Genomic DNA, 18,586 nt, shown 5'->3' with positions numbered 1-18,586 from the left:
CTTTCGCCCGGGGAGAGCACGGGCACCTCTCGTCAGCAGAAGACTTCGGTGAGTAACTTGCGGAACGCGTCGTTGGCGTCGCCGCCCGTCGGCGCGCTGGTGACCGAGAGCTCCAGCCGCTTGGTGGTGTCGGGCGTGGTCAGCAGCTGCGAGGAGTAGCCGGGGATGCCCCCGCCGTGGCCCCAGACCTTGCTCCCGCACGGCAGGGTCTGCACCTGCAGGCCAAGGCCGTACTCGGGGCTGACCGCGGTGGTCCTGGTGATCTCCTGCTGTTGCGCGGGCTTGAGCAGCCTGCCGCTCGCCAGCGCGACGCCGAACGTGTCCAGGTCACGGGTCGTGGAGATCATCTCGCCCGCGGCCCACGCGACCGACGGGTTGATGCGGGTGATGTCGTTCGGCTTGCCCGCCACGGTCACGTAGCCGTGGGCGTGTGGCCCCCTGATGTCGACGTCGTCGCCGGGAAGTTCGGTGTCACCGAGGCGCAGCGGCTTCAGGATCCGCTGCTCGACGGCCTTTTCGTACGGCCGGCCGGTCAGCTTCTCCACCAGCAGACCCGCGACCACGTAGTTGGTGTTGGAGTAGTTCCACCGGGTGCCGGGGTCGAAGTCGAGCGGCTTGTCGGTGGAGACCTTGAGCAACTCCTCGGGCGTCCAGTGCTTGTAGCGGATCGGCTCGAACTCGTCCGGGCTGAGCGGCAGCGCGTCGGTGTAGTTGTAGAGGCCGCTGGTGTGCTGCAGGATCTGCCGCACGGTGATGCGGCCGTCGATCAGGCCGGGCAGATAGCGGACGACCGGCGCGTCCAGGGCGACCTTGCCTTCGCCCGAGAGTTGCAGCAGCACCGTCGACACGAAGGTCTTGGTGATGCTGCCGATGCGGAACCGGCCGTTCTCCGGCACCGGGCGGTTCGAACCCAGTTCCGCCTTGCCGGAGCGCGCGGTGAACCGCTGACGACCGTCGGTCACCCTGGCCTGCACGCCGAGGGCGGCGCCGCTCGCGGTCAGCTGGTCCAGCGCCTCCTGCACGACGTCTCGGTCGGCGCTGGTGTCGGCGAGCGCGGTGCCCGTGGTGGCGATCAGACCGGCCACGGTGAGCGCGGCCACGAGCTGGATCTTCTTCAAAGGACGTGAAAATCTTCGGTACATGATGAGGTGGATCTCCCCTCGGATTCCGGATTTCCCCAGCCGACGCTAGCCTCCGGTGATCACCGGGCGCCGTAACGGAAAAACACAACCACTCGAACAGAGCAGTACACCCGGCGATCGCACCCGATTCGGTTCGCGGTCCTCAGTCCAAGCGGCGGTCGTCGCGTGTCTTCTTGTTGAGCGATTTGCCGACATAGATCAATCCGCCGGTCAGGACCACGATATCGTCGAAGTAGATCGGGTCCGGCAAGAGATCGAACGGAAAAACCGTATAGACCAGAGAAAGCCAATAGGCGATCTTGGTGGGCACCGGCGTGTCCGGTCGATGGACCTGACGGTGTTTCCGGACCAGCTTGATCACGAGGAAAAGTGCGGCCAGGACGAGGACGACGAGCACCACGATGGCCACGACGCCGAGTGTCGCCGGAAGGGAGTCCACGGATCTCCTCTCGTCACAAGGTCGCGGCAGCACGATGGTAGCCGTGTCAGGGCGGTAGCTCGACAGCGATGTCCTCCAGTGCCGACCGGTTCGTCATCGAGCCCCAAGGGCCGGAGAGATCACACCGAAGTGGCCGGACGGGGCGGCGGCGGCTGTTAGGGTCCGGGCCATGCGGGTGTGGTGGTGTGGCCTGATCATGAGCGCGAGCGTGCTGCTCGGCGCGTGCGCCGGGGGCGGGCCGGGCGTGGGCCAGGTGGTCCCCGCGACGACCACGAAGGCCCCGAAGACGGTGCCGACAGGCCCCGTGAAGACGACGACGTCGCCGCCGGGAACCCCGGTGACCACCACGACCCAGGCGACGCCGGGGACGACGCGGACCACGACGACTCATCGGTCCACGACGACCGCGAAGCGCCCGACGACTCCGTACCGGGCCCCTACTACCCGCAGACGCTAGTCAGGTCGAAGCCGGCAGTTCGGAGGCCGGGCGGACGACGGAGGGATCAAGTGGCTCCTGGTACAGCGAAGCGATCAGAGCCGCTCTCCGGGTGACGACGGCGCGCTGGTTGATGTAGCCCTTGTCGGTGATTTCACCGTGATCGAGACTGGGCGGTTCGGTGACCAGCAACAGACGTTCGATCCGGGACGCCGAACCGGCGCCCCGATTCAGCTCGGCCAGCTTGCGCGCCAGGTGCAGCCGCACGTCCGGATCTTCCTTGTGGCGGCCGGGTCGAAGCCAGCACAACGCCGAGACGGACGATCGGTCCGCTCCCACCACCACCGCGTCGGCCAGGATTTCGGTCGTGGCGAGCAAGGTCTCCCTGAGACGTCCGGGCGCGACCCACGTTCCGCTGGACAGCTTGAAATCCTCGGCGATACGGCCGTCGAACATCAAGCCCTGGCGAGGGTCGTCGTCGACGACGAACCGGACTGCGTCACCGCTGCGATAGTAGCCCTCGTCGTCGAACATGCTGTCGTTCTTCATGCCTACATAGCCCGCGGTCACCGAAGGGCTGAGCACTCTGATTTCCTGACGGGCACCGTGGGGCACGAGCTTGACCGAGACCCCGGGCAGCGGCACACCGATGCCGTCGCGGACCGAGCCGTAGGTCGAAGTCGCGGCCGGTCCCGTTTCGGTCGCTCCCCATGACGAGACAACCGGGATATCGCGTCCGGTCGCCTTTTTCGCGAGCCGGTGAAGCCGGTTTCGGAGGCCGCTGTCGAGCGCGGCTCCGGCATAGAGGATCAGCTCGGCCGCACTGAAAACCTGAGACGCGAGTTCGTGGTCCTGCTCGAGCCGATCGACGAGCATGGCGTAACCGGCCGGGACGTTGACACAAACGGTGGGAGGCGCGGATCGCAGCGCTTCAAGAGTGCGGTCGAACAGATCCGGCGTCGGCTTTCCGTTGTCGATGTAGAGACTTCCGCCGTTGCGCAGCGCGAGATGCAGGTTGTGGTTACCGCCGAATGTGTGGCTCCACGGCAACCAATCGGTCAGCACCGGTGGGGTCCTTGTCACGAAGGGCCAGATCTGCCGGAGCATCTGCTGGTTGGCGGCCAGCATGGCGTGCGTGTTGAGCACGCCCTTGGGGACATCGGTGGACCCCGAGGTGAAAAGGATCTTGGCGACGTCGTCACCGGTCACCGACTGGAACGCCTGATCGACATCGGTGGTCACGGTCGTCCGCAGCAGGTCGTCGAGTGACTCGTGGCGTGGCCCTCGCGCGTTGCGGGCCACCAGTTCGCGACAGGCCGGGCCGCGGACGGCGGTCACGGCGTCGAGCGCGGGGCCGAACAGCTCACCATCGTCGGCGAACACCATGCCGGGCCGCACGAGTTCGGTGATCGCCCGCAGGCGAAGGTGGGTGTCCGATCGCACCGAGTACGCCACGCTCACCGGAACGATCGGTGCTCCGATGGTGTAGCACGCCAAGGTGAGCAGAAGATGGTCGATCGTGTTCCCGGACAGGACGAGCAAGGGGCTCGCCCGTCCGAGACCACGATCGAGCAACGCCTGGGCCAGCGCGTCGACCCGGGTTCTCGCCTCACCATATGTGACGGGAAACCAGTCACCGGACGGAGTACGTTCGGCCGCCAGGACTTGGTGAGGCGTCTTGCGTGCCCAACTGCGGAGCGGATCGGCGAGCGAGCGCGGGTAGGCTCCGAGCGGCTCGGTGGAACGAAGGATTCGTACGCCGTCCGCTCGGTCTTCGCACGTGATCACCGGCTCTGCGAAGACTTCTTTCATGGCATGGGGTCGATGATCAGTTCGCCGGATTTGATGAGGGCGGTGACCCGCTCGATGTCCTCGTCGAGTGCGCGGTCACGGTCGAGAAACGGGGACACCGCGCGAATCTGGTGGTAGACGGCGAGCGTCGGGCCGCTGAGGTAGTCGAGCCCGCGGAGGTCGGCGGCCTGGCACAGCGCGATCAGCTGGATCGCGGCGATCTGCTGCACGAGTTCGACGACGGATCGCGCGTCACGGGCCGCGATGGTGCTCATGCTGACCTTGTCCTGGTTGTGCGCTTCGGTCGACCGGGAGAACGACGTCGCCGGCATCGTCCACTTGAGAGCCTCCGCCGCCAGCGCGGACGCGGTGATCTGCATTCCCTTGAACCCGTGGAAAAGGCCGGCTTCGAAATTGTCGTGGGCGAGCCGCGGGATCAGGTTCGGGGTCAGCCCGTTGTTGAACTTCTCGTCGACGATCAGCTCGAGCTGGCGGTCCAGGAGGTCGCCGACGCTGGCCACGGCCGTCTTCACCGAGTCCATCGCCTGGCTGACATGGCCACCGTAGAAGTTCCCGCCATTGTGGACGGTGCCGGAAGCCGTGTCGAACAGGGGATTGTCGTTGGACGAGTTGACCTCGACGGTGAGCCACTTGCGTACCCAGCCGATCGTGTCCCGCGCCACCCCGATGACATGCGGGGCGCAGCGGATCGAATACCGGTCCTGGATCGGTTGTTCGAGTTCGCGGAAGTTCACATCGGGATGGATCGTGGGTTCGTCGATCGGCGTCACGGAGGAGAGCAATCGCCGGATGGCGCGTGCGCTGGTCAGCATCCCGTCATGCGGCTTCTGCAGAAACAGGAACTCCGCGAAGTGGCCGGGATTCCCGGCGAGTACCTGACTCGCCATCGCGGTGCAGCACTCCGCGACCTCGGCGACTCGCTCGGCGTCGTGCATGGCGAGAGCGGCGTACGCCGAAGAGAAGGACGTTCCGTTCACCAGCGCGAGACCTTCCTTGGCCTCCAGGGTGAGCGGCTGGATCCCGCACTCCCGCAGCGCGTCCGCCGCTTGCTTGAGGACACCTCGATGGGACACGGTGCCCTGTCCGGTGATCATGGCGGCCAGATAGCTCAGCGGGACCAGGTCGCCGCTGGCGCCCACCGAGCCACGCTCGGGAATACGCGGCAGGATCTCCGCGTTGAGGCAGTCCACAATGGTCTGGATGAGTTCCGGGCGCACCCCGGACGCTCCCCGGGCGAGACAGTTGGCCCGGACGACCATGGTCGCCCTGGCGACTTCCGGGGTGGCGTACGGACCCACGCCGGTGGACAGGAAGCGGATCAGATTGTCCTGCAGCTGGGCGGTCTTGTGCTTCGAGACCTGGCGGGTGTTGCTGTCGCCGAATCCGGCGGTCACGCCGTAGATCGGCAGTCCGGACGTGACGAGCTCGTGCTTGAGGGCGTTGGATGCTTCGATGCGCCGCCGCGAATCCGCGGAAAGCGCGAACACCTGCGTACCAGGAGATCGTGCGGCGAGTACGAGCTCGTCGATCGTCAGTTCGCGACCGTCGATGGAGATCTCGTCAAGTTGGTGCGAGGTGGTCAAAGACATGGGCCGGGCTCCTCCTAGTGCAATCCTGCGAGTGTTACTCGGTCGCGTTGATGAGGGCGGCCGCGTTGCCGGGAGGCAGCTCGTTGGAGTGCATCCGCTGATGCACCTGCCCCAGCTCGTGGAATCCCACCGTCGTCGACAGACACGGGTCCAGGCGGTTCGCCCCCACCAGTTCGGTCACCGCGCGGCACTGTTTGGCGTTGGCGAAATGCGATCCCTGCAGCCGCTTCTGGCGCATCCACAGGAACCGCAGGTCGATGTCCGCGTGGTACCCGGTGGTGGCGCCGCAGATCACGATCATGCCGCCGTTGTCGCCGACGTAGACCGAAGTGGGCAGCGTGTCCTTACCCGAATGTTCGAAGACGATACGCGGGTTACGGCCCTCGCCGACGATGCTCCACAGGGTGGAACGGAACCTTTTGACCTCACTCATCCATGCTTTCGTCGCGGCGGTGTCCGCCGCGTCCGGGATCGGGCCCCAGTGAGTGAAATCATTGCGATTGATCACGCCGGCGGCGCCGAGTGCCTTGCAGTAATCCGCCCTGGATTCCGTGGATACCACCGCGACCGGTATACCCCCGAAAAGGCGGACGATCTGAATGGCCATCGAACCGAGTCCGCCCGCGCCACCCCAGATGAGGACCACGTCGCCCGGCTGGACCGTATGCGGCTGCCAGCCGCAGAGCTGCCGGTACGCCGTCGCCCCGGAGACCATGAAGCACGCCGCCTCCGCCCACGAAAGCTGAACAGGCTTCGGATGGCACTGGTATTCGTCGACCAGGGTGAATTGCGCGAACGAACCATAGTTCGATTCGTAGCCCCAGGCCTTCTGGGTCACCGAGGTGATCGGGTCGACACCCATCCGGATGTCCGCCGCACGCTCGTCCCATTGGCAGCCGGACAGGACGACCTCGTCGCCGACCTTGACCTGGCGGACACCGTCGCCGACCGCCCACACGATACCGGCCGCGTCCGAGCCGCCGATGTGGAAGTCTTCCGGCGCACCGTGCCGCTGCCGCATCGCGATGACGTCCAGCGGCTTGCCGAGTGCGGCCCACACGTTGTTGTAGTTGATCCCCGCGGCCATCACGTAGACGAGAACCTGACCGTATCCGGGCCGCGGAGTCGGCAATACCTCGTGCTGGAACGCCTGGTCCGGCTGGCCGTAGCGGTTTTGGCGGATTACCTGTGCATGCATCTGATCCGGGACATAACCCACGGGAGGGAGTTCCCCGATATCGTAGAGATTTTTTCCCATTGAGGCACTTTCCTGCGATCGTGAAGAGAGAATTCAACGGCAATACACTCGATCAGTGGCCTTTGTGCAAGTAGCCCCCAAGGTCAACCATTCGCCGTGTTGATCGCTTCGCGCCGTATCCCGGTATTCCGCGCGTGATCGGGTCGGCCGGGTGGGTGCCGAACATGCCGCCGTCGAGCAGGAATCCAGCCATGGTGCTGAGCCTCCGTGTTCGTCCGGCAGTGGGGTTTCGCGGAGAAATGACTCTCGGAAAGTCGCGGGCATGGTGCCGGAAAGAAGGTTCCCGCGTCGGTGCGTCCGGGTTTCCCAGGATGTCCGTCGCGCGAGGGGACCGTCAACCCCTAGCGGTGCCCCTAAGGCACCCAGTACCGCGGCCGGGTACCAGCGGGAACACTGGTTGTCAGCGGCGAATCGAGTGTTTCGCGACGAATAGGGGTCAGTTGGTGGCGGCTAGGGGCTGCTTTCCCGCCGAGGCCATCAGTAGCGTGCGGACGACAAATAATCATCGTGCCGCCGTGGGCGAAGAAGGCTCGGATGTTCGTGTGTTTTCCGTGACACGTTCGGCGATCCCGCGGTGCGACGGCTCGAATCACCCAGTGTGCCGGACCGGACGGCGGATGGTGGTGACGAGGGGCGATACCGTCCCGGCCGGGACCATCCGTGCCCGGGACGGGGTGAACCAGGGGGAGAGTGCGATGCGTTGGCGGCTGTGTCTTCTTGGGACGGTCTTCCTTGTCGGCGTGGCGGGGATGCCTCCCGTCACGGCCGACGCGACGACCCGTTGGCCGTCGCTCACACAGCAGGTGCGCGGCGTGACCGAACCGGTGGATCTGCTGGTCGACAAGTGGGGCGTGCCGCACATCTACGCGCGGAACACCCCGGATGTGTTCCTGGCGCAGGGTTTCGGTGCGGCCCGCGATCGAATCTTCCAGATGGACCTGTGGCGGCGCAAGGGTTTGGGCCTGCTCTCCGAAGTGCTCGGTGATTCGTTCGCGGAACAGGACAGGGCCGCCCGGCTGTTCCTCTACCGCAAGGACATGACGCAGGAGTGGGCCGCATACGGTCCGGAGGGCAAGCTCGCCGCGACGCGGTTCGCCGACGGCGTCAACGCCTATGTGGACTTCCTGGCCGCCAATCCCGCCGCGCTGCCCGAGGAGTTCCGGAAACTGGGATACGCCCCGGCTCGCTGGAGCGCCGAGGACGTGGTGCGGATCCGCGCGCACGGGCTCAGCCAGAACCTCAAGAGCGAGGTGGCGCGCGCGAAGATCGCCTGTGCCGGCGGGATCGAGGCCGACCGGTACCGGGTTCGGCTCGAACCCGCGCACAGCCCGGCGGTTCCGGCCGGGCTCGACCCGTGCGCGCTGCCCGACGACGTGACGCGGGTGTTCACCCTCGCTACCGGCGGCCTGGACTTCAGCGCTGGTGCGAACGTGGCCGACCCGCTCGTCGAGGCACCGGAGGGCAGCAACGCCTGGGTGGTCGGCACGAACCGGAGCAGCACCGGACGACCGCTGCTGGCTTCGGACCCGCACCGCGCCTTGCCGGCGCCCGCGACCCGCTACGTGTCACACCTGAACGCGCCAGGGCTCGACGTGATCGGCGCCGGTGAACCCTTCGCGCCCGGGATCTCGCTGGGGCACAACGAGGTCTCCGGGTTCAGCCTGACGATCTCGGCGATGGACCAGGAAGATCTCTACGTCTACGAACTCGATCCCGCCGATCCGAGCCGCTACCGCCATGGCGGCGGCTGGGAGAAGTTCACCACTGTCACCGAACGGATTCCGTTGCGTGACGGGGGTACCAAGGAGGTCGTGCTCCAGTTCACCCGGCACGGTCCGGTGATCAAGACGGACACCGCCGGAAACCGTGCCTACGCCGTGCGTGCCGCCTGGCTGGAGCCGGGCATGTCACCCTATTACGGCAGCCTGAAGCACCTGCGCGCCAAGAACTTCGGCGAGTTCAAGCAGTCGGTGGACAGCTGGGGCGCACCCGGGCTCAACCACGTGTACGCGAACACGTCCGGGGAGATCGGCATGGCCGTCGGCGGACTCGCGCCGCGGCGGACCGGGTACGACGGACTCCTCCCGGTGCCGGGGGACGGGCGATACGACTGGAACGGCTTCATACCCGCCTCGGAACTGCCACGCGTCCACAATCCCGCGAACGGGCTCGTCGTCACCGCCAACGAGTACAACGGGACGACGCCGGGCGTGGGCTACGAATGGAGCAATCCCGCGCGGTACCAACGGATCAACGAGGTGCTCGGGTCGAAGCCGCGAAGCACGCCGTCCGACTCCGCGACGCTCCAGAACGACCAGCTCTCCCTCCAGGCGCGGCGGCTCGTCACGCTGCTGCAGCCGTTGAGCAGTACCGATCCTGCGGTGGCCGAAGCGTTGTCGTTGCTGAAGAGCTGGAACGGGGTGCTGGACGCGGGGAGCGCACCCGCGTTGCTGTTCGAGGTGTGGTTCATGTGGCACCTCGGGCCGAACTTCCTGTTCTCGGTGCTGCCTCCGGCGGTGGCAGGCGCGATCTTCCTGCCGGACCAGGCGGTATTGATGGACGCCATGGAGAACCCGGACCGGTACTTCGGTGCCGGTGGCGCCGCCGCCAGGGACCAGCTGCTGCTGAGGACCCTCGGTACCGCGCTGGCGGACGCCAAGCGGCGCGGCGGCGCGGATCCGGCCCAGTGGCGATGGGGCGGGCTGCACCAGGTGACCTTCGCGCATCCGCTGGCACCCAAGGTCGACCAGGCGACGGCCGCCCGGTGGAACGCGGGGCCGGTGCCGATCGGCGGGTCGTGGCATACGGTGAACTCGTCGGTCTACAGCCCGGTCGATTACCAGGGCCTGGCCGGACCCTCGTTCCGGATGGTGCTCGACGTGGGGAACTGGGACGCCGCGCAGATGATCAACGCGCCCGGGCAATCCGGTGACCCGAATTCGCCGGGCTACGAAGCGATGACCGAGAAATGGCGCACCGGAAAATACGTCCCGCTCGTCTACAGCCGCGAGGCGGTGGAGCGGAACACCGTCCTGAGCATCCGGCTGGTGCCGAAGCCCTGACGATCCCGCCCCCACAAGAAGGCAGCCCCGCACTACGGCAAAGTGCGGGGCTGCCTGCTTTGTGGTGAGAAGAGCCGTCAGGCGATACCCGCCAGCTCGGTGGGCAGGTCGGTGCGGCGGCTGACCTTGAGCTTGCGGTACGTCTTGGTCAGATGCTGCTCGACCGTGCTCACGGTGACGCACAGCTTCCGGCTGATCTCCTGGTTGCTGTGGCCGAGCGCGGCCAGCACCGCCACCCGCCGTTCCGCCGTGCTCAGCGGCTCCAGCGGGTTGAACTCGTCCGCGACCTCGGCCGAGCCCGGCAGCGGTTTGCTGTGCACGATCAGCCTGCTGTGGAGCACGTTGGCGTGCGCGACCTTCGAGAGCTGGATCGCCCGCCTGGCGAACATCCTGGCCCGGTTCGTCTCGCCAAGCACCTGACCGGCCTGGCTGAGATCGGCGAGGGTGTAGGCCAGTTCGTAGGGGTCACCACAGTGCTGCAGCAGGTCCACGGCCTCCTGCAGCAGCGGGACCCGCTTGCGGAGGTTGTCGGTGGAGGCCAGCACCCGCAGCGCGACCGCCCTGATCCGCGGCCCCCGGCTGCCGGGCAGCTCCAGCTCCTCGGTGACGAGACGCTGAGCCACATCGCCGCGGCCGAGGCGGACGTACACCCTGGCCGCGTCGCTGCGCCACTGGGTGAGCGCGGGGAAGTCCAGACCCCATCGCCCTGCCCGGTCGCCTGCCATCTGGAAGTCGTCCAGCGCGGCGTGCAGCCGGTCGGTCGCCAGGTGGTAGTGCCCGCGAGCCTGCAGGTACTGCAGCCAGAACCGGGTCTGGTGTGTCGTGCGCGGCATCATATGCGTGAGCTGCTCGGCCGCTTCGTCGAATTTGCCCATCATGGTGTTGGCCAGCACCAGATGCGCTCGCGGCGAGCCGATCGCCACCCCCCAGCCCTGCGGCGGCATGATCTCCAGTGCCTTGAGGGCGTGGGCACGCGCTTCGGACGGGTTGCCCAGCTGGAGCGCGATCGCCGCGCGCAGATCGGTGAGGATCGCCCGCCAGGTGGTCGCGTTGCGGTTCTCCGCCTCGGCGAGCAACTCCTTGCACCACTCCGTGGCACGGTTGGGGCACTGCGCGTACAACAGCGTCTGCAGCGCCGACAACGCGCACTCGATGGGCATGTCGCTCATCCGCCAGCCCTGCAGCACCTGCTCCGCGTCGTGCACGCTGTCCGAGGTCGTGCCGTTCTTCAGCACGGTGAACAGGGTGCTGCCGGCGGTCTCGCCCCGATCCGCGAAGGTCGGGTCGACGGTGTCCTCCACCAGCCGCGGATGGAAGAACCGCAGCCACTGCACGGTCATCCGGTAGTCGGCGGCCAGTGCGGGGCCGGCGTCGGCGATCGTCTCCCGGAGACCGGCCAGTACTTCTTTGGCTTCGTCGGCGAAACCGTGCCAGGCCAGCCAGCGGGCCAACGGCGGCGCGTGCTCCCGTGCCAGCAGTCCGTGCCGAAGGTCGGCCGTGAGCCGGCTGAGGTGCTGACCGGCCGCGGCCGGATCCACCAGCCACTGCACGCCCGCCAGCCGTACGGTCAGCTCCGCACGTTGCCGCTCGTCGGCACAGGTGCGCCGCGCCAGGTCCAGATAGGACACGGCGGCGGGGAGATTCGCCTGGGCGACCGCCTGTTCCGCGGTGTCCCGCAGGAAGGTGGTGGCCCACGTCTCGCCGGACTCTCCCGAAGCGGCGATGTAGGCCGCGACCTCGCCCGCCTCGGCCCCCTCGTCGTGCAGCAGCTTGGCCGTGCGCAGGTACAGGGCCGTGTGCTCCTGGCGATCGAGGTCGGCCAGCACCGCGTTCCTGGCCGCCGGGTCACGGAACCGGCCGTCCACGGTCAGCCCGCCGCCGTCCACAAGGGAGAGGAGGTCGGCGACGTGGGACGGGTACATGTCCGTCACCTTGGCCACGTTGGCGGTCGTCGCGAGTTCGTCGAGTACGGCCACCGCCCGCAGCACGCGAGCGGCGTCGGGATCGGCGCGGTGACAGTAGGACAGCACCGCCTGCCGGTAGTTCTCGCCGGTGACCGGGACCGGCGGTGCGGTCTGGGCCTCTCCGGCCGTCGCGGTGGCGGCCAGCCAGTCCTCCGCCAGTGCGCACACCAGCATCGGATTGCCGCCGGTCAGTTCCGCGCAGGCGGTGACGAAGGATTCTGCGGGAACGCCGTCGAGCCGTTCGGCCAGCAGTTCGCCGACGCCGGTGGCGGACAGAGACTGGAGCCGGACATGCCGCGAATGCGGCTGGCGCATGACCTCGGTCCGGAGCCGTGCCGAGCCCTCGCCGGTTCGTTCCGCGAGGACCATCAGGACCCTGGCGGACCGGATCCGCCGCTGGAGATGAAGCAGGGTGTCGGTGGACGACTGGTCCGCGAAGTGCGCGTCGTCCACGGTGATCACTACTGGCCGTTCTTTGGCCATTTCGAGCACGAGCGCGCAGATCTCCTGCGCGAGCAACAGGGTCGTCTGATCGAAGGCCGGCGGGTCCTGGTCGGGCTGCCTGCTGGTGGGCATGCCGGCGGAAAGCAGGTACTCCGCTTTCGCCGCGACGGCCTCGGGCACTGCCGAGTTGCGGAACAGCTGTCCGACGACACCCATTCGAAGCGTCTGCTCCACCGTCGAGGCCGTCGCGCTGAGGACCAGCGCGCCGGATTTGATCGCCTGATCGTTGAGCCGTTCCAGCAGCTCGGTCTTACCGCTGGCCACGCCACCGGAGACGAGACAGGCTCGACCCCGGCCGCCGTTTTCGAACACTTTGTTCAGCTGGTCAGAAAAGACATCTCTTTCTGCGATGGACATAGTTAACCCCCCATAGGGCTTTTGTGACATCACCGTTCCATTGACTCAGCGCCAATTCCCCAGAATCCACGTGTGAGTGAAGTTACCGTACCACCTGATCGGGTGTAACGGTGACAGTTCCCACCGGGACCGATCGCAGGGTAGCGGTGAGCGGAGCGCTGCTTCTTCAGGTGAGTTCACCTGAATGGAGCTGCGGGAACGGCGTTTATGGGGAAGGGCGAGTAGGGGGTCCTATGCGAATAGGGGTTGAGTGGGGTCGTTCTTTCCGGATGCGGGCATGCTGGTACCGCCACTCGTCCCGACTCTAGTCGGTTGGTTAGTGGCCAACTGGCCCGCGGCTCACGCCGCAGCCAAGGATTAACGAGGCTTTTACCTCCTCAGGGTGAGATCAGGCGGCCACCTTCGGGGTCCGCGCCCCGGCGGACGCCGGGGACCAGGAGCCATAGGTGACCGCGCGTAGCAGCCATTCGACCGGGCCGTAACGGAACAGCCGCAGCCACAGCCTGCTCACCACCAGCTGGGCCACGAACACCCCGAGGGTCAGCAGCAGTACGGTGCCCGGCCGCAGCTTGCCGATCAGTCCGGCGCCGAGGCCGGTGAAGATCAGGGCGCAGACGAGCGACTGGGTGAGGTAGTTCGTCAGGGCCATCCGGCCGCCCGCGGCCAGGAAACCGGTGGGTATCCGGAGGCGCGGCGACTGAAAGACCCGCAGGGCCGTGGCCACATAAGCAGCGGTCAGAAGGGGTGCGGTGGCATAACCGACCGCGGTGGCCAGCGTGTCGTGGGTACCGCCGAAGCTGGCGAAGATCAGTGCTCCGGAGAGTCCGATCGGCAGGCCGACCCACTGCAGCAACCGCAGTACCTGCCCGTGCGCGCCGGGGTCCGCCAGCGCCCGGTGCTTGCCCAGCGCCAATCCGATCAGGAACGACGCGAGGGCGAGCGGGCCCTGCACGGCGAGTGTGCCGAGGCTCCACGGCAGTGTCTTGAGGTGTTCGGACAGCACCTGGCCGGCGCTCCCGCGCAGTGCTTCGGTGGATCGGGCGCCCTCGATGAGCGCCGACGCCGGGTCCGTGGCGATCGCCCCGGATAGGCCGACCAGCACCATCGCGACCGTGGTGGCGACGGTCAGCAGACCCGCGATCGCCATCGCTGTCCGTGGGCGGATGTTACGGACAGCGAGCAAAATCAGACCGAGAACGGCGTATGTCGCCAATATGTCACCGGGGAACAGCAGCACGGCGTGCGCGATGCCGAGGACGAACAGGGCCGCGAGCCGCCTGAGGAAGGCGGGCTTGAAGGGGCTACCCCTACGTTCGGCCGAATCCATCTGCAGCGTGAAGCTGTATCCGAAAAGGAAGGAGAAAAGCAGATAGAACTTCATCGTGAACAAAAAGAAGATTGTCCACTCGACCGCGTCGTCCAGCCAGGAATCGAATGTCGGGTCCGCGATTCCGGTGAAGGCGAAACCGGAGGAGAACAAGGCCATGTTCACGGCGAGAATGCCCAGCAGGGCGAACCCGCGGAGCGCGTCCACGTGTATCAGGCGGGTGCCTGAGCCAGTCGCGCCACCGGTGTTCATGAGATGCACACCTGTTTGAGCTTGTCGATGTTGCGGACGGTGTCACGGACCCAGTTGGCGAACGTCTCGACCGTCTCGCGCTTGTTCCTCTGGGACTTGGCGTACTGGTCGGCCAGTCCGCCGACGGCCCCGCCGACCTCCTTGTCGGAGACCTTCCCGGCCAGATCGCGCAGCCGGTCCGCCCGGCTCTGGAGCTCGTCGGCGTCCCGCTCGCGGTTCTTGTAGTCCGGCACCATGGCGGCCAGGTTGAGCGCCTGCACGCACGCCTTCGCCTTGCCGGTCGTGGCCTGGGCCTGGTCGGTCTCTTTGCAACCGGTTGCCAGGACAAGCAACGTGACCAGCAGTAACGAGCACTTCCGAGCCATTCGCGCGGTCATCTGCACCCTCCGCCGCAGCCGGAAAAACGGACATAATGATCTGATTGCACCGATGCTATTGATCTCCGCATCTCCTGACGATCGGCGTAGAGAGGGATATCCGCCTCATCAAAAGGGAGGAGGCGACTGACGAGCCTGGTACCGATTGACGAGGGTGTGCGGCGGCGGGCTGTGCTCCAATCGAGCGGTGCGAGAAGCGACAACGGCCCCCGTGACGACCGATGACGCCTCGGCCCCGCTGGAGATCTCCGGGCTGCGGAAAGTGTTCGGTGACAAGGTCGCGGTCGACTCGGCCGAGCTCACCGTCCGCCGCGGCTCGTTCTTCGGCCTGGTCGGGCCGAACGGCGCCGGGAAGACCACCACCCTGTCCATGGCCGTGGGCCTGTTGCGACCGGACGCCGGCTCGGTGCGGATCTTCGGCGTGGACGTGTGGCGTGAGCCCGCCAAGGCCAAGGCGCTGATCGGGGTGCTGCCGGACGGCCTGTCCGTGCCCGAGCGGCTCACCGGCCGTGAGCTGCTGGTCTACAGCGGTCTCCTGCGTGGCCTTGACCGGGAGACCGCCAACTCGCGGGCCGCCGAGCTGCTGCAGGTGATGGGGCTGGCCGAGGCGGAGCGGACGCTGATCGTGGACTACTCCGCGGGTATGCGGAAGAAGATCGGCCTGGCCAACGCGTTGCTGCACGCCCCGAAGCTGCTGGTGCTCGACGAGCCGTTCGAGGCGGTGGACCCGGTGTCGGCGGCCACCATCCGGGTCATCCTCAACCGGTTCGTCGCCGCGGGCGGCGCGGTGGTGCTGTCCAGTCACGTGATGGCGCTGGTGGAGCTGATGTGCGACCACGTCGGCGTGATGTCGGACGGCAAGGTGGTCGCGGCCGGGCCGGTGGACGAGGTACGGGGCGGCGAACAGGGTCTCGAGCAGGCGTTCGTCGCGCTGGTCGGCGGGCACACCGAAGGGGCGGAGGGGCTCGCGTGGCTGTCGTCCTGATCCGGATGCGCCTGCGGGTACTGGCGCATTCCTTCCGGCCGGAGCAGGCGATCACCAGCATCGCCAAACTGCTGCTCGGCCTGCTCGGCGCCGCGCTCACCATCGGGCTGGCGGCGGTCGGCCTCGACACCGACGAGATCACCGCGGACCTGCTCGGCCTGGCGTTCCTGGCCTGGTTCGTCGGCTGGATCATCGTGCCGCTGCTTTCCGGCGGCGGGGACGAGACCCTGCGCCCGGAGCATTTCGTGCTGTTCCCGATGACCTCCCGGCAGCTGGCGACCGGACTGCTCGGGGTCGCCTTCGTCGGCGGCGGAGCGCTGGTCACCCTCCTCGCGGGGGTCGCGCTGGTGGTGTTCGGCGCCGGTCTCGGGGCCGCCGCGACGCTGGTCGCCATTCCGGCACTGCTGCTGCAGACGGCGTTCTTCGTCCTCGCCTCCCGGGTGGTCCTCGCCGCCCTCGGTGCCGCGCTGCGATCACGCCGGGGGCGGGATCTGGCGCTGCTGCTGGTCGCGGCACTCTGCGTGTGCGGCTTCCTGTTGCGGTACCCGATCCAGTCACTCGGCCCGGAGATCGTGCGCGGGAACGCGCCGGGGTTCTCCACGCTGCTGCACCTGCTGCCGTCGGGCTGGGGGATGGCGGCGGTCGAGGCGGCGGCACGGGCCGACTGGCCGATCGCGCTCGGCGCGTTGCTCGGACTCGCGGTGCTGATCGCGCTGCTTCTGCTCGCGTGGGCGCCGCTGATCGAGCGCCGGATCACGGCCAGGGCCGCGACCGGCCGCAGCCGCCGGGCCGGATCCGACGGGCTGCTGGTCCGGGTCCTGCCGGCGACCCCGCTGGGCGGCGTCGTCCAGAAGGAACTGCTCACCTGGGGCCGCGACGCGCGTCGCCGGGCGGTGCTGGTCACCTCGCTGGCCGCGCTCCCGGGCGCGGTGGTGCCGGCGTTGAGCGGCGCCGAGCTGTTGCTGCCGTTCGCCGGACTGTTCGTACTGGGCCTCGCCTGCGCGGAGACTTCGAACCTCTACGGGCTCGACGGTGGCGGTATGTGGCACACCCTGGTGGCGCCCGATTCCGCGCGGGCCGACGTCCGTGGCCGTCAGCTGGCGTGGGCGCTCGTGGTGGCGCCGTTCTGTATCGCGCTCACCGTGGGCTTCACCGTCTTCAGTGGACTGGACTGGGCTTGGCCGTGGGTGCTCGCGCTCCTGCCCGCGGGCATCGGTGGCTGCGCGGGCTCGGTGGTGCTGCTCTCGGTGATCGCCGCGTACCCGGTGCCGCAGAACTCCGACAGCAACCCGTTCACCTCGGGCACCAACCCGCACTACCTCCAGCTGAGCCTCGTCCCGCTGCTGCTCACCGCGATCGGACCGTCGACCGCGTTGCTGATCCTGGGCCTGGCCGAGGACAGCGCCGTGCTCAGCTGGCTGGCCGTGCCTGTCGGGGTGGGTGTGGGTGTGCTGATGTGGTGGCAGTGCGGTCGTCAGGCGTACCTACGGTTCGAGCGCCGCGGTCCGGAGCTGTTCAAGGTGGTGCGCCAGGGGGTGTGAAGGAGTCCTTCACACCTTGCCCACCATCGAGGTCAGGGTCCCGGCAAAGTCGGTATCGGAACCCGGCGCACCCGCGAGCGTGGAGGATTTGGGACGTTGAACGTCCCAAATCCTCCACACTCGAACCCTCTCACCCTGCGTGACGCCTCACGACCCGCTCAGCGGCAGGGTCCGCAGGCCGCGGATCACCAACGACCGGCGTACTTTCGGCTCACCCGCCAGCTTCAGCTTCGGCATCCGGGCGGCGAGGGCCTGGAACGCCACCTCTCCCTCCAGCCGGGCCAGCGGCGCGCCGATGCAGTAGTGGATGCCGCTGGAGAAGGACAGGTGGTCCGGGCCGTCCGTGCGGTTGAGGTCGAATCGGTCCGGTTCGGTGTAGACCTCGGGATCGCGATTCGCCGCGCCGATCAGCAGCACCACCTGGGTGTCCGCGGGAATGACCTTGCCGTTCAGCTCGACGTCCTCGTGCGGCAACCGTTGTGACTGCTGCACCGGCGACTCGTAGCGCAGTGTCTCTTCGACGGCTTTCGCCGCCAGGTCCGGGTTTTCGCGCAGTTGGTCCCACTGGTCGGGGTGCCGCAGCAGCGCGAGCGTGCCGTTGCCGATCAGGTTCGCCGTGGTCTCGGAACCCGCGATGGCCAGCAGGCCGAAGATGTTGACCAGTTCCTCGGCGGTCAGCTTCTCCTCGGCCCTCGCCTGAACGAGACTGGTGGTCAGATCGTCGCGGGGCTCGGCCCGCCGCTGGTCGATCAGCTCGCCGAAAAGGACCGTGAGTTCCTGGATGGAAATACGCAGCTGCTTGGCGAACTTCACCGAGCTGACGCCGTCGAGCGTCGCGCCGATCACCGCGCCATGGCGCAGGAAGTCCGTCCAGCGTTCTTCGCCGATGCCGAGCAACTGGCCGATCACGACCAGCGGCAGCCGGGTGGCGAACCCGGACATCAGGTCGAAGGTCTCCTCGCGCTCCAGCTCGTCGAGCAGCTCCTCGCAGGCGCGTTCGACGGCGGGCCGGAACCGCTCGATCGTGCGCGGGCCGAACGAGGGCGCGACCAGGCGGCGCAGTCTGCCGTGGTCCGGCGGGTCCAGCTCCAGGAAGGACACATCCAGCTTCGGCGCGTCCTTGAGTCCACCGTTCATCAGTTTTCCATCGGTGGTACGGATTCCGAAGCGTTTGTCGCGGAGGATCGAGTCGATCAGCGGATGGCTGGCGGTGAGCCACGGCCCGAGTTTGCTGCGGTGCAGCGGCCCGAGCTCCCGGACCCGCTGATGCACCGGGTATGGATTCTCTTGGCCGCGCAACAGATCCGCGAACGGATCGCCGAGCACCCCGCTGAGCCGGACCAGCGCCTTGGCGGCGAGCAGGGTCGTGCCCAGCCGGAAATCACCGACGCGGCTCTGGGTGGCGGTCACCATGGAAAGTCCTCTCCGCGAAACGGGAACAACCAGTGACCGCAATCGTTCCACGGAAGTCTTCCCCGCCGTGCCGGGACGAACCCCTAGCCATCCCCTACGCGGCCCCAGAACACTTTCCCGCGGTAGAG

The 18,586-nt window shown here is 67.5% G+C and carries 13 protein-coding genes; 3 read left to right on the top strand and 10 right to left on the bottom strand.

Annotated features, from left to right (window positions below):
• Nucleotides 1-32: 32 nt before the first annotated feature.
• From L324_RS39680 to ccrA, 6 genes are all read right to left on the bottom strand, one after another.
• A complete protein-coding gene (locus L324_RS39680; RefSeq protein ID WP_051174390.1) occupies nucleotides 33-1,142 on the bottom strand; it encodes a serine hydrolase domain-containing protein in 1,110 nt (369 codons plus the stop codon).
• Between the two features lie 142 nt (nucleotides 1,143-1,284).
• Nucleotides 1,285-1,551 (bottom strand): YkvA family protein, encoded by a 267-nt coding sequence (locus L324_RS39675; RefSeq protein WP_235783786.1) that lies wholly within the window; start codon nucleotides 1,549-1,551, stop codon nucleotides 1,285-1,287.
• A 123-nt stretch (nucleotides 1,552-1,674) separates the two neighbouring features.
• The gene (locus tag L324_RS39670; protein WP_037321302.1) at nucleotides 1,675-1,962 is read right to left on the bottom strand and encodes a hypothetical protein; all 288 of its coding nucleotides are present in this window, start codon (nucleotides 1,960-1,962) and stop codon (nucleotides 1,675-1,677) included.
• Nucleotides 1,963-2,038: 76 nt separating this feature from the next.
• Nucleotides 2,039-3,829 carry a feruloyl-CoA synthase gene (locus L324_RS39665; protein ID WP_037321300.1) on the bottom strand — a complete coding sequence of 597 codons (1,791 nt, stop codon included), beginning with the start codon at nucleotides 3,827-3,829 and terminating at the stop codon, nucleotides 2,039-2,041.
• Entirely contained in the window at nucleotides 3,826-5,418 is a 1,593-nt protein-coding gene (locus L324_RS39660) for an HAL/PAL/TAL family ammonia-lyase (RefSeq protein WP_037321297.1), read from the bottom strand. Before L324_RS39660 ends, L324_RS39665 begins: the two co-directional genes overlap by 4 nt.
• 34 nt (nucleotides 5,419-5,452) lie before the next feature.
• Complete coding sequence (ccrA, locus tag L324_RS39655) at nucleotides 5,453-6,676, bottom strand: crotonyl-CoA carboxylase/reductase (protein WP_037321295.1); 1,224 nt, start codon at nucleotides 6,674-6,676, stop codon at nucleotides 5,453-5,455.
• 812 nt (nucleotides 6,677-7,488) lie between these two features.
• Here ccrA and L324_RS39650 point away from each other — a divergent pair.
• On the top strand, nucleotides 7,489-9,738 hold the full coding sequence (locus tag L324_RS39650; RefSeq protein WP_235783785.1) for a penicillin acylase family protein: 2,250 nt from the start codon (nucleotides 7,489-7,491) through the stop codon (nucleotides 9,736-9,738).
• Nucleotides 9,739-9,815: 77 nt separating this feature from the next.
• Here the strand turns inward: L324_RS39650 and L324_RS39645 are convergent, their stop codons facing one another.
• From L324_RS39645 to L324_RS39635, 3 genes are all read right to left on the bottom strand, one after another.
• Nucleotides 9,816-12,563, bottom strand: coding sequence for a helix-turn-helix transcriptional regulator (locus L324_RS39645; RefSeq protein ID WP_235783784.1), 2,748 nt, complete (start codon nucleotides 12,561-12,563; stop codon nucleotides 9,816-9,818).
• Nucleotides 12,564-12,951: 388 nt separating this feature from the next.
• Nucleotides 12,952-14,097, bottom strand: coding sequence for a DUF418 domain-containing protein (locus L324_RS39640; RefSeq protein ID WP_235783783.1), 1,146 nt, complete (start codon nucleotides 14,095-14,097; stop codon nucleotides 12,952-12,954).
• Nucleotides 14,098-14,138: 41 nt separating this feature from the next.
• Complete coding sequence (locus L324_RS39635; RefSeq protein WP_037321288.1) at nucleotides 14,139-14,519, bottom strand: DUF8711 family protein; 381 nt, start codon at nucleotides 14,517-14,519, stop codon at nucleotides 14,139-14,141.
• A 211-nt stretch (nucleotides 14,520-14,730) separates the two neighbouring features.
• Here L324_RS39635 and L324_RS39630 point away from each other — a divergent pair, with 211 nt between their 5' ends.
• Both L324_RS39630 and L324_RS39625 read left to right on the top strand, forming a co-directional pair.
• Complete coding sequence (locus L324_RS39630; RefSeq protein ID WP_037321286.1) at nucleotides 14,731-15,504, top strand: ABC transporter ATP-binding protein; 774 nt, start codon at nucleotides 14,731-14,733, stop codon at nucleotides 15,502-15,504.
• Nucleotides 15,489-17,045: a hypothetical protein gene (locus tag L324_RS39625; RefSeq protein ID WP_152547142.1), complete on the top strand. Its 1,557-nt coding sequence runs from the start codon at nucleotides 15,489-15,491 to the stop codon at nucleotides 17,043-17,045. Before L324_RS39630 ends, L324_RS39625 begins: the two co-directional genes overlap by 16 nt.
• A 147-nt stretch (nucleotides 17,046-17,192) precedes the next feature.
• On the opposite strand, the gene L324_RS39620 is transcribed toward L324_RS39625, so the two are convergent.
• A complete protein-coding gene (locus tag L324_RS39620; RefSeq protein ID WP_037321284.1) occupies nucleotides 17,193-18,458 on the bottom strand; it encodes a cytochrome P450 in 1,266 nt (421 codons plus the stop codon).
• Between the last annotated feature and the right edge of the window lie 128 nt (nucleotides 18,459-18,586).

This window comes from Amycolatopsis orientalis DSM 40040 = KCTC 9412 (genome assembly GCF_000478275.1).
Classification (GTDB): domain Bacteria; phylum Actinomycetota; class Actinomycetes; order Mycobacteriales; family Pseudonocardiaceae; genus Amycolatopsis; species Amycolatopsis orientalis.
This window is presented reverse-complemented; position numbering and strand designations above follow the sequence as displayed.

Bases quoted from the DNA above. Each gene is read 5' to 3' on its own strand.
- L324_RS39680 (WP_051174390.1), bottom strand. From the start codon at position 1,142: ATGTACCGAAGATTTTCACGTCCTTTGAAGAAGATCCAGCTCGTGGCC.
- L324_RS39665 (WP_037321300.1), bottom strand. From the start codon at position 3,829: ATGAAAGAAGTCTTCGCAGAGCCGGTGATCACGTGCGAAGACCGAGCG.
- L324_RS39660 (WP_037321297.1), bottom strand. From the start codon at position 5,418: ATGTCTTTGACCACCTCGCACCAACTTGACGAGATCTCCATCGACGGT.
- ccrA (WP_037321295.1), bottom strand. From the start codon at position 6,676: ATGGGAAAAAATCTCTACGATATCGGGGAACTCCCTCCCGTGGGTTAT.
- L324_RS39645 (WP_235783784.1), bottom strand. From the start codon at position 12,563: ATGTCCATCGCAGAAAGAGATGTCTTTTCTGACCAGCTGAACAAAGTG.
- L324_RS39635 (WP_037321288.1), bottom strand. From the start codon at position 14,519: ATGACCGCGCGAATGGCTCGGAAGTGCTCGTTACTGCTGGTCACGTTG.
- L324_RS39620 (WP_037321284.1), bottom strand. From the start codon at position 18,458: ATGGTGACCGCCACCCAGAGCCGCGTCGGTGATTTCCGGCTGGGCACG.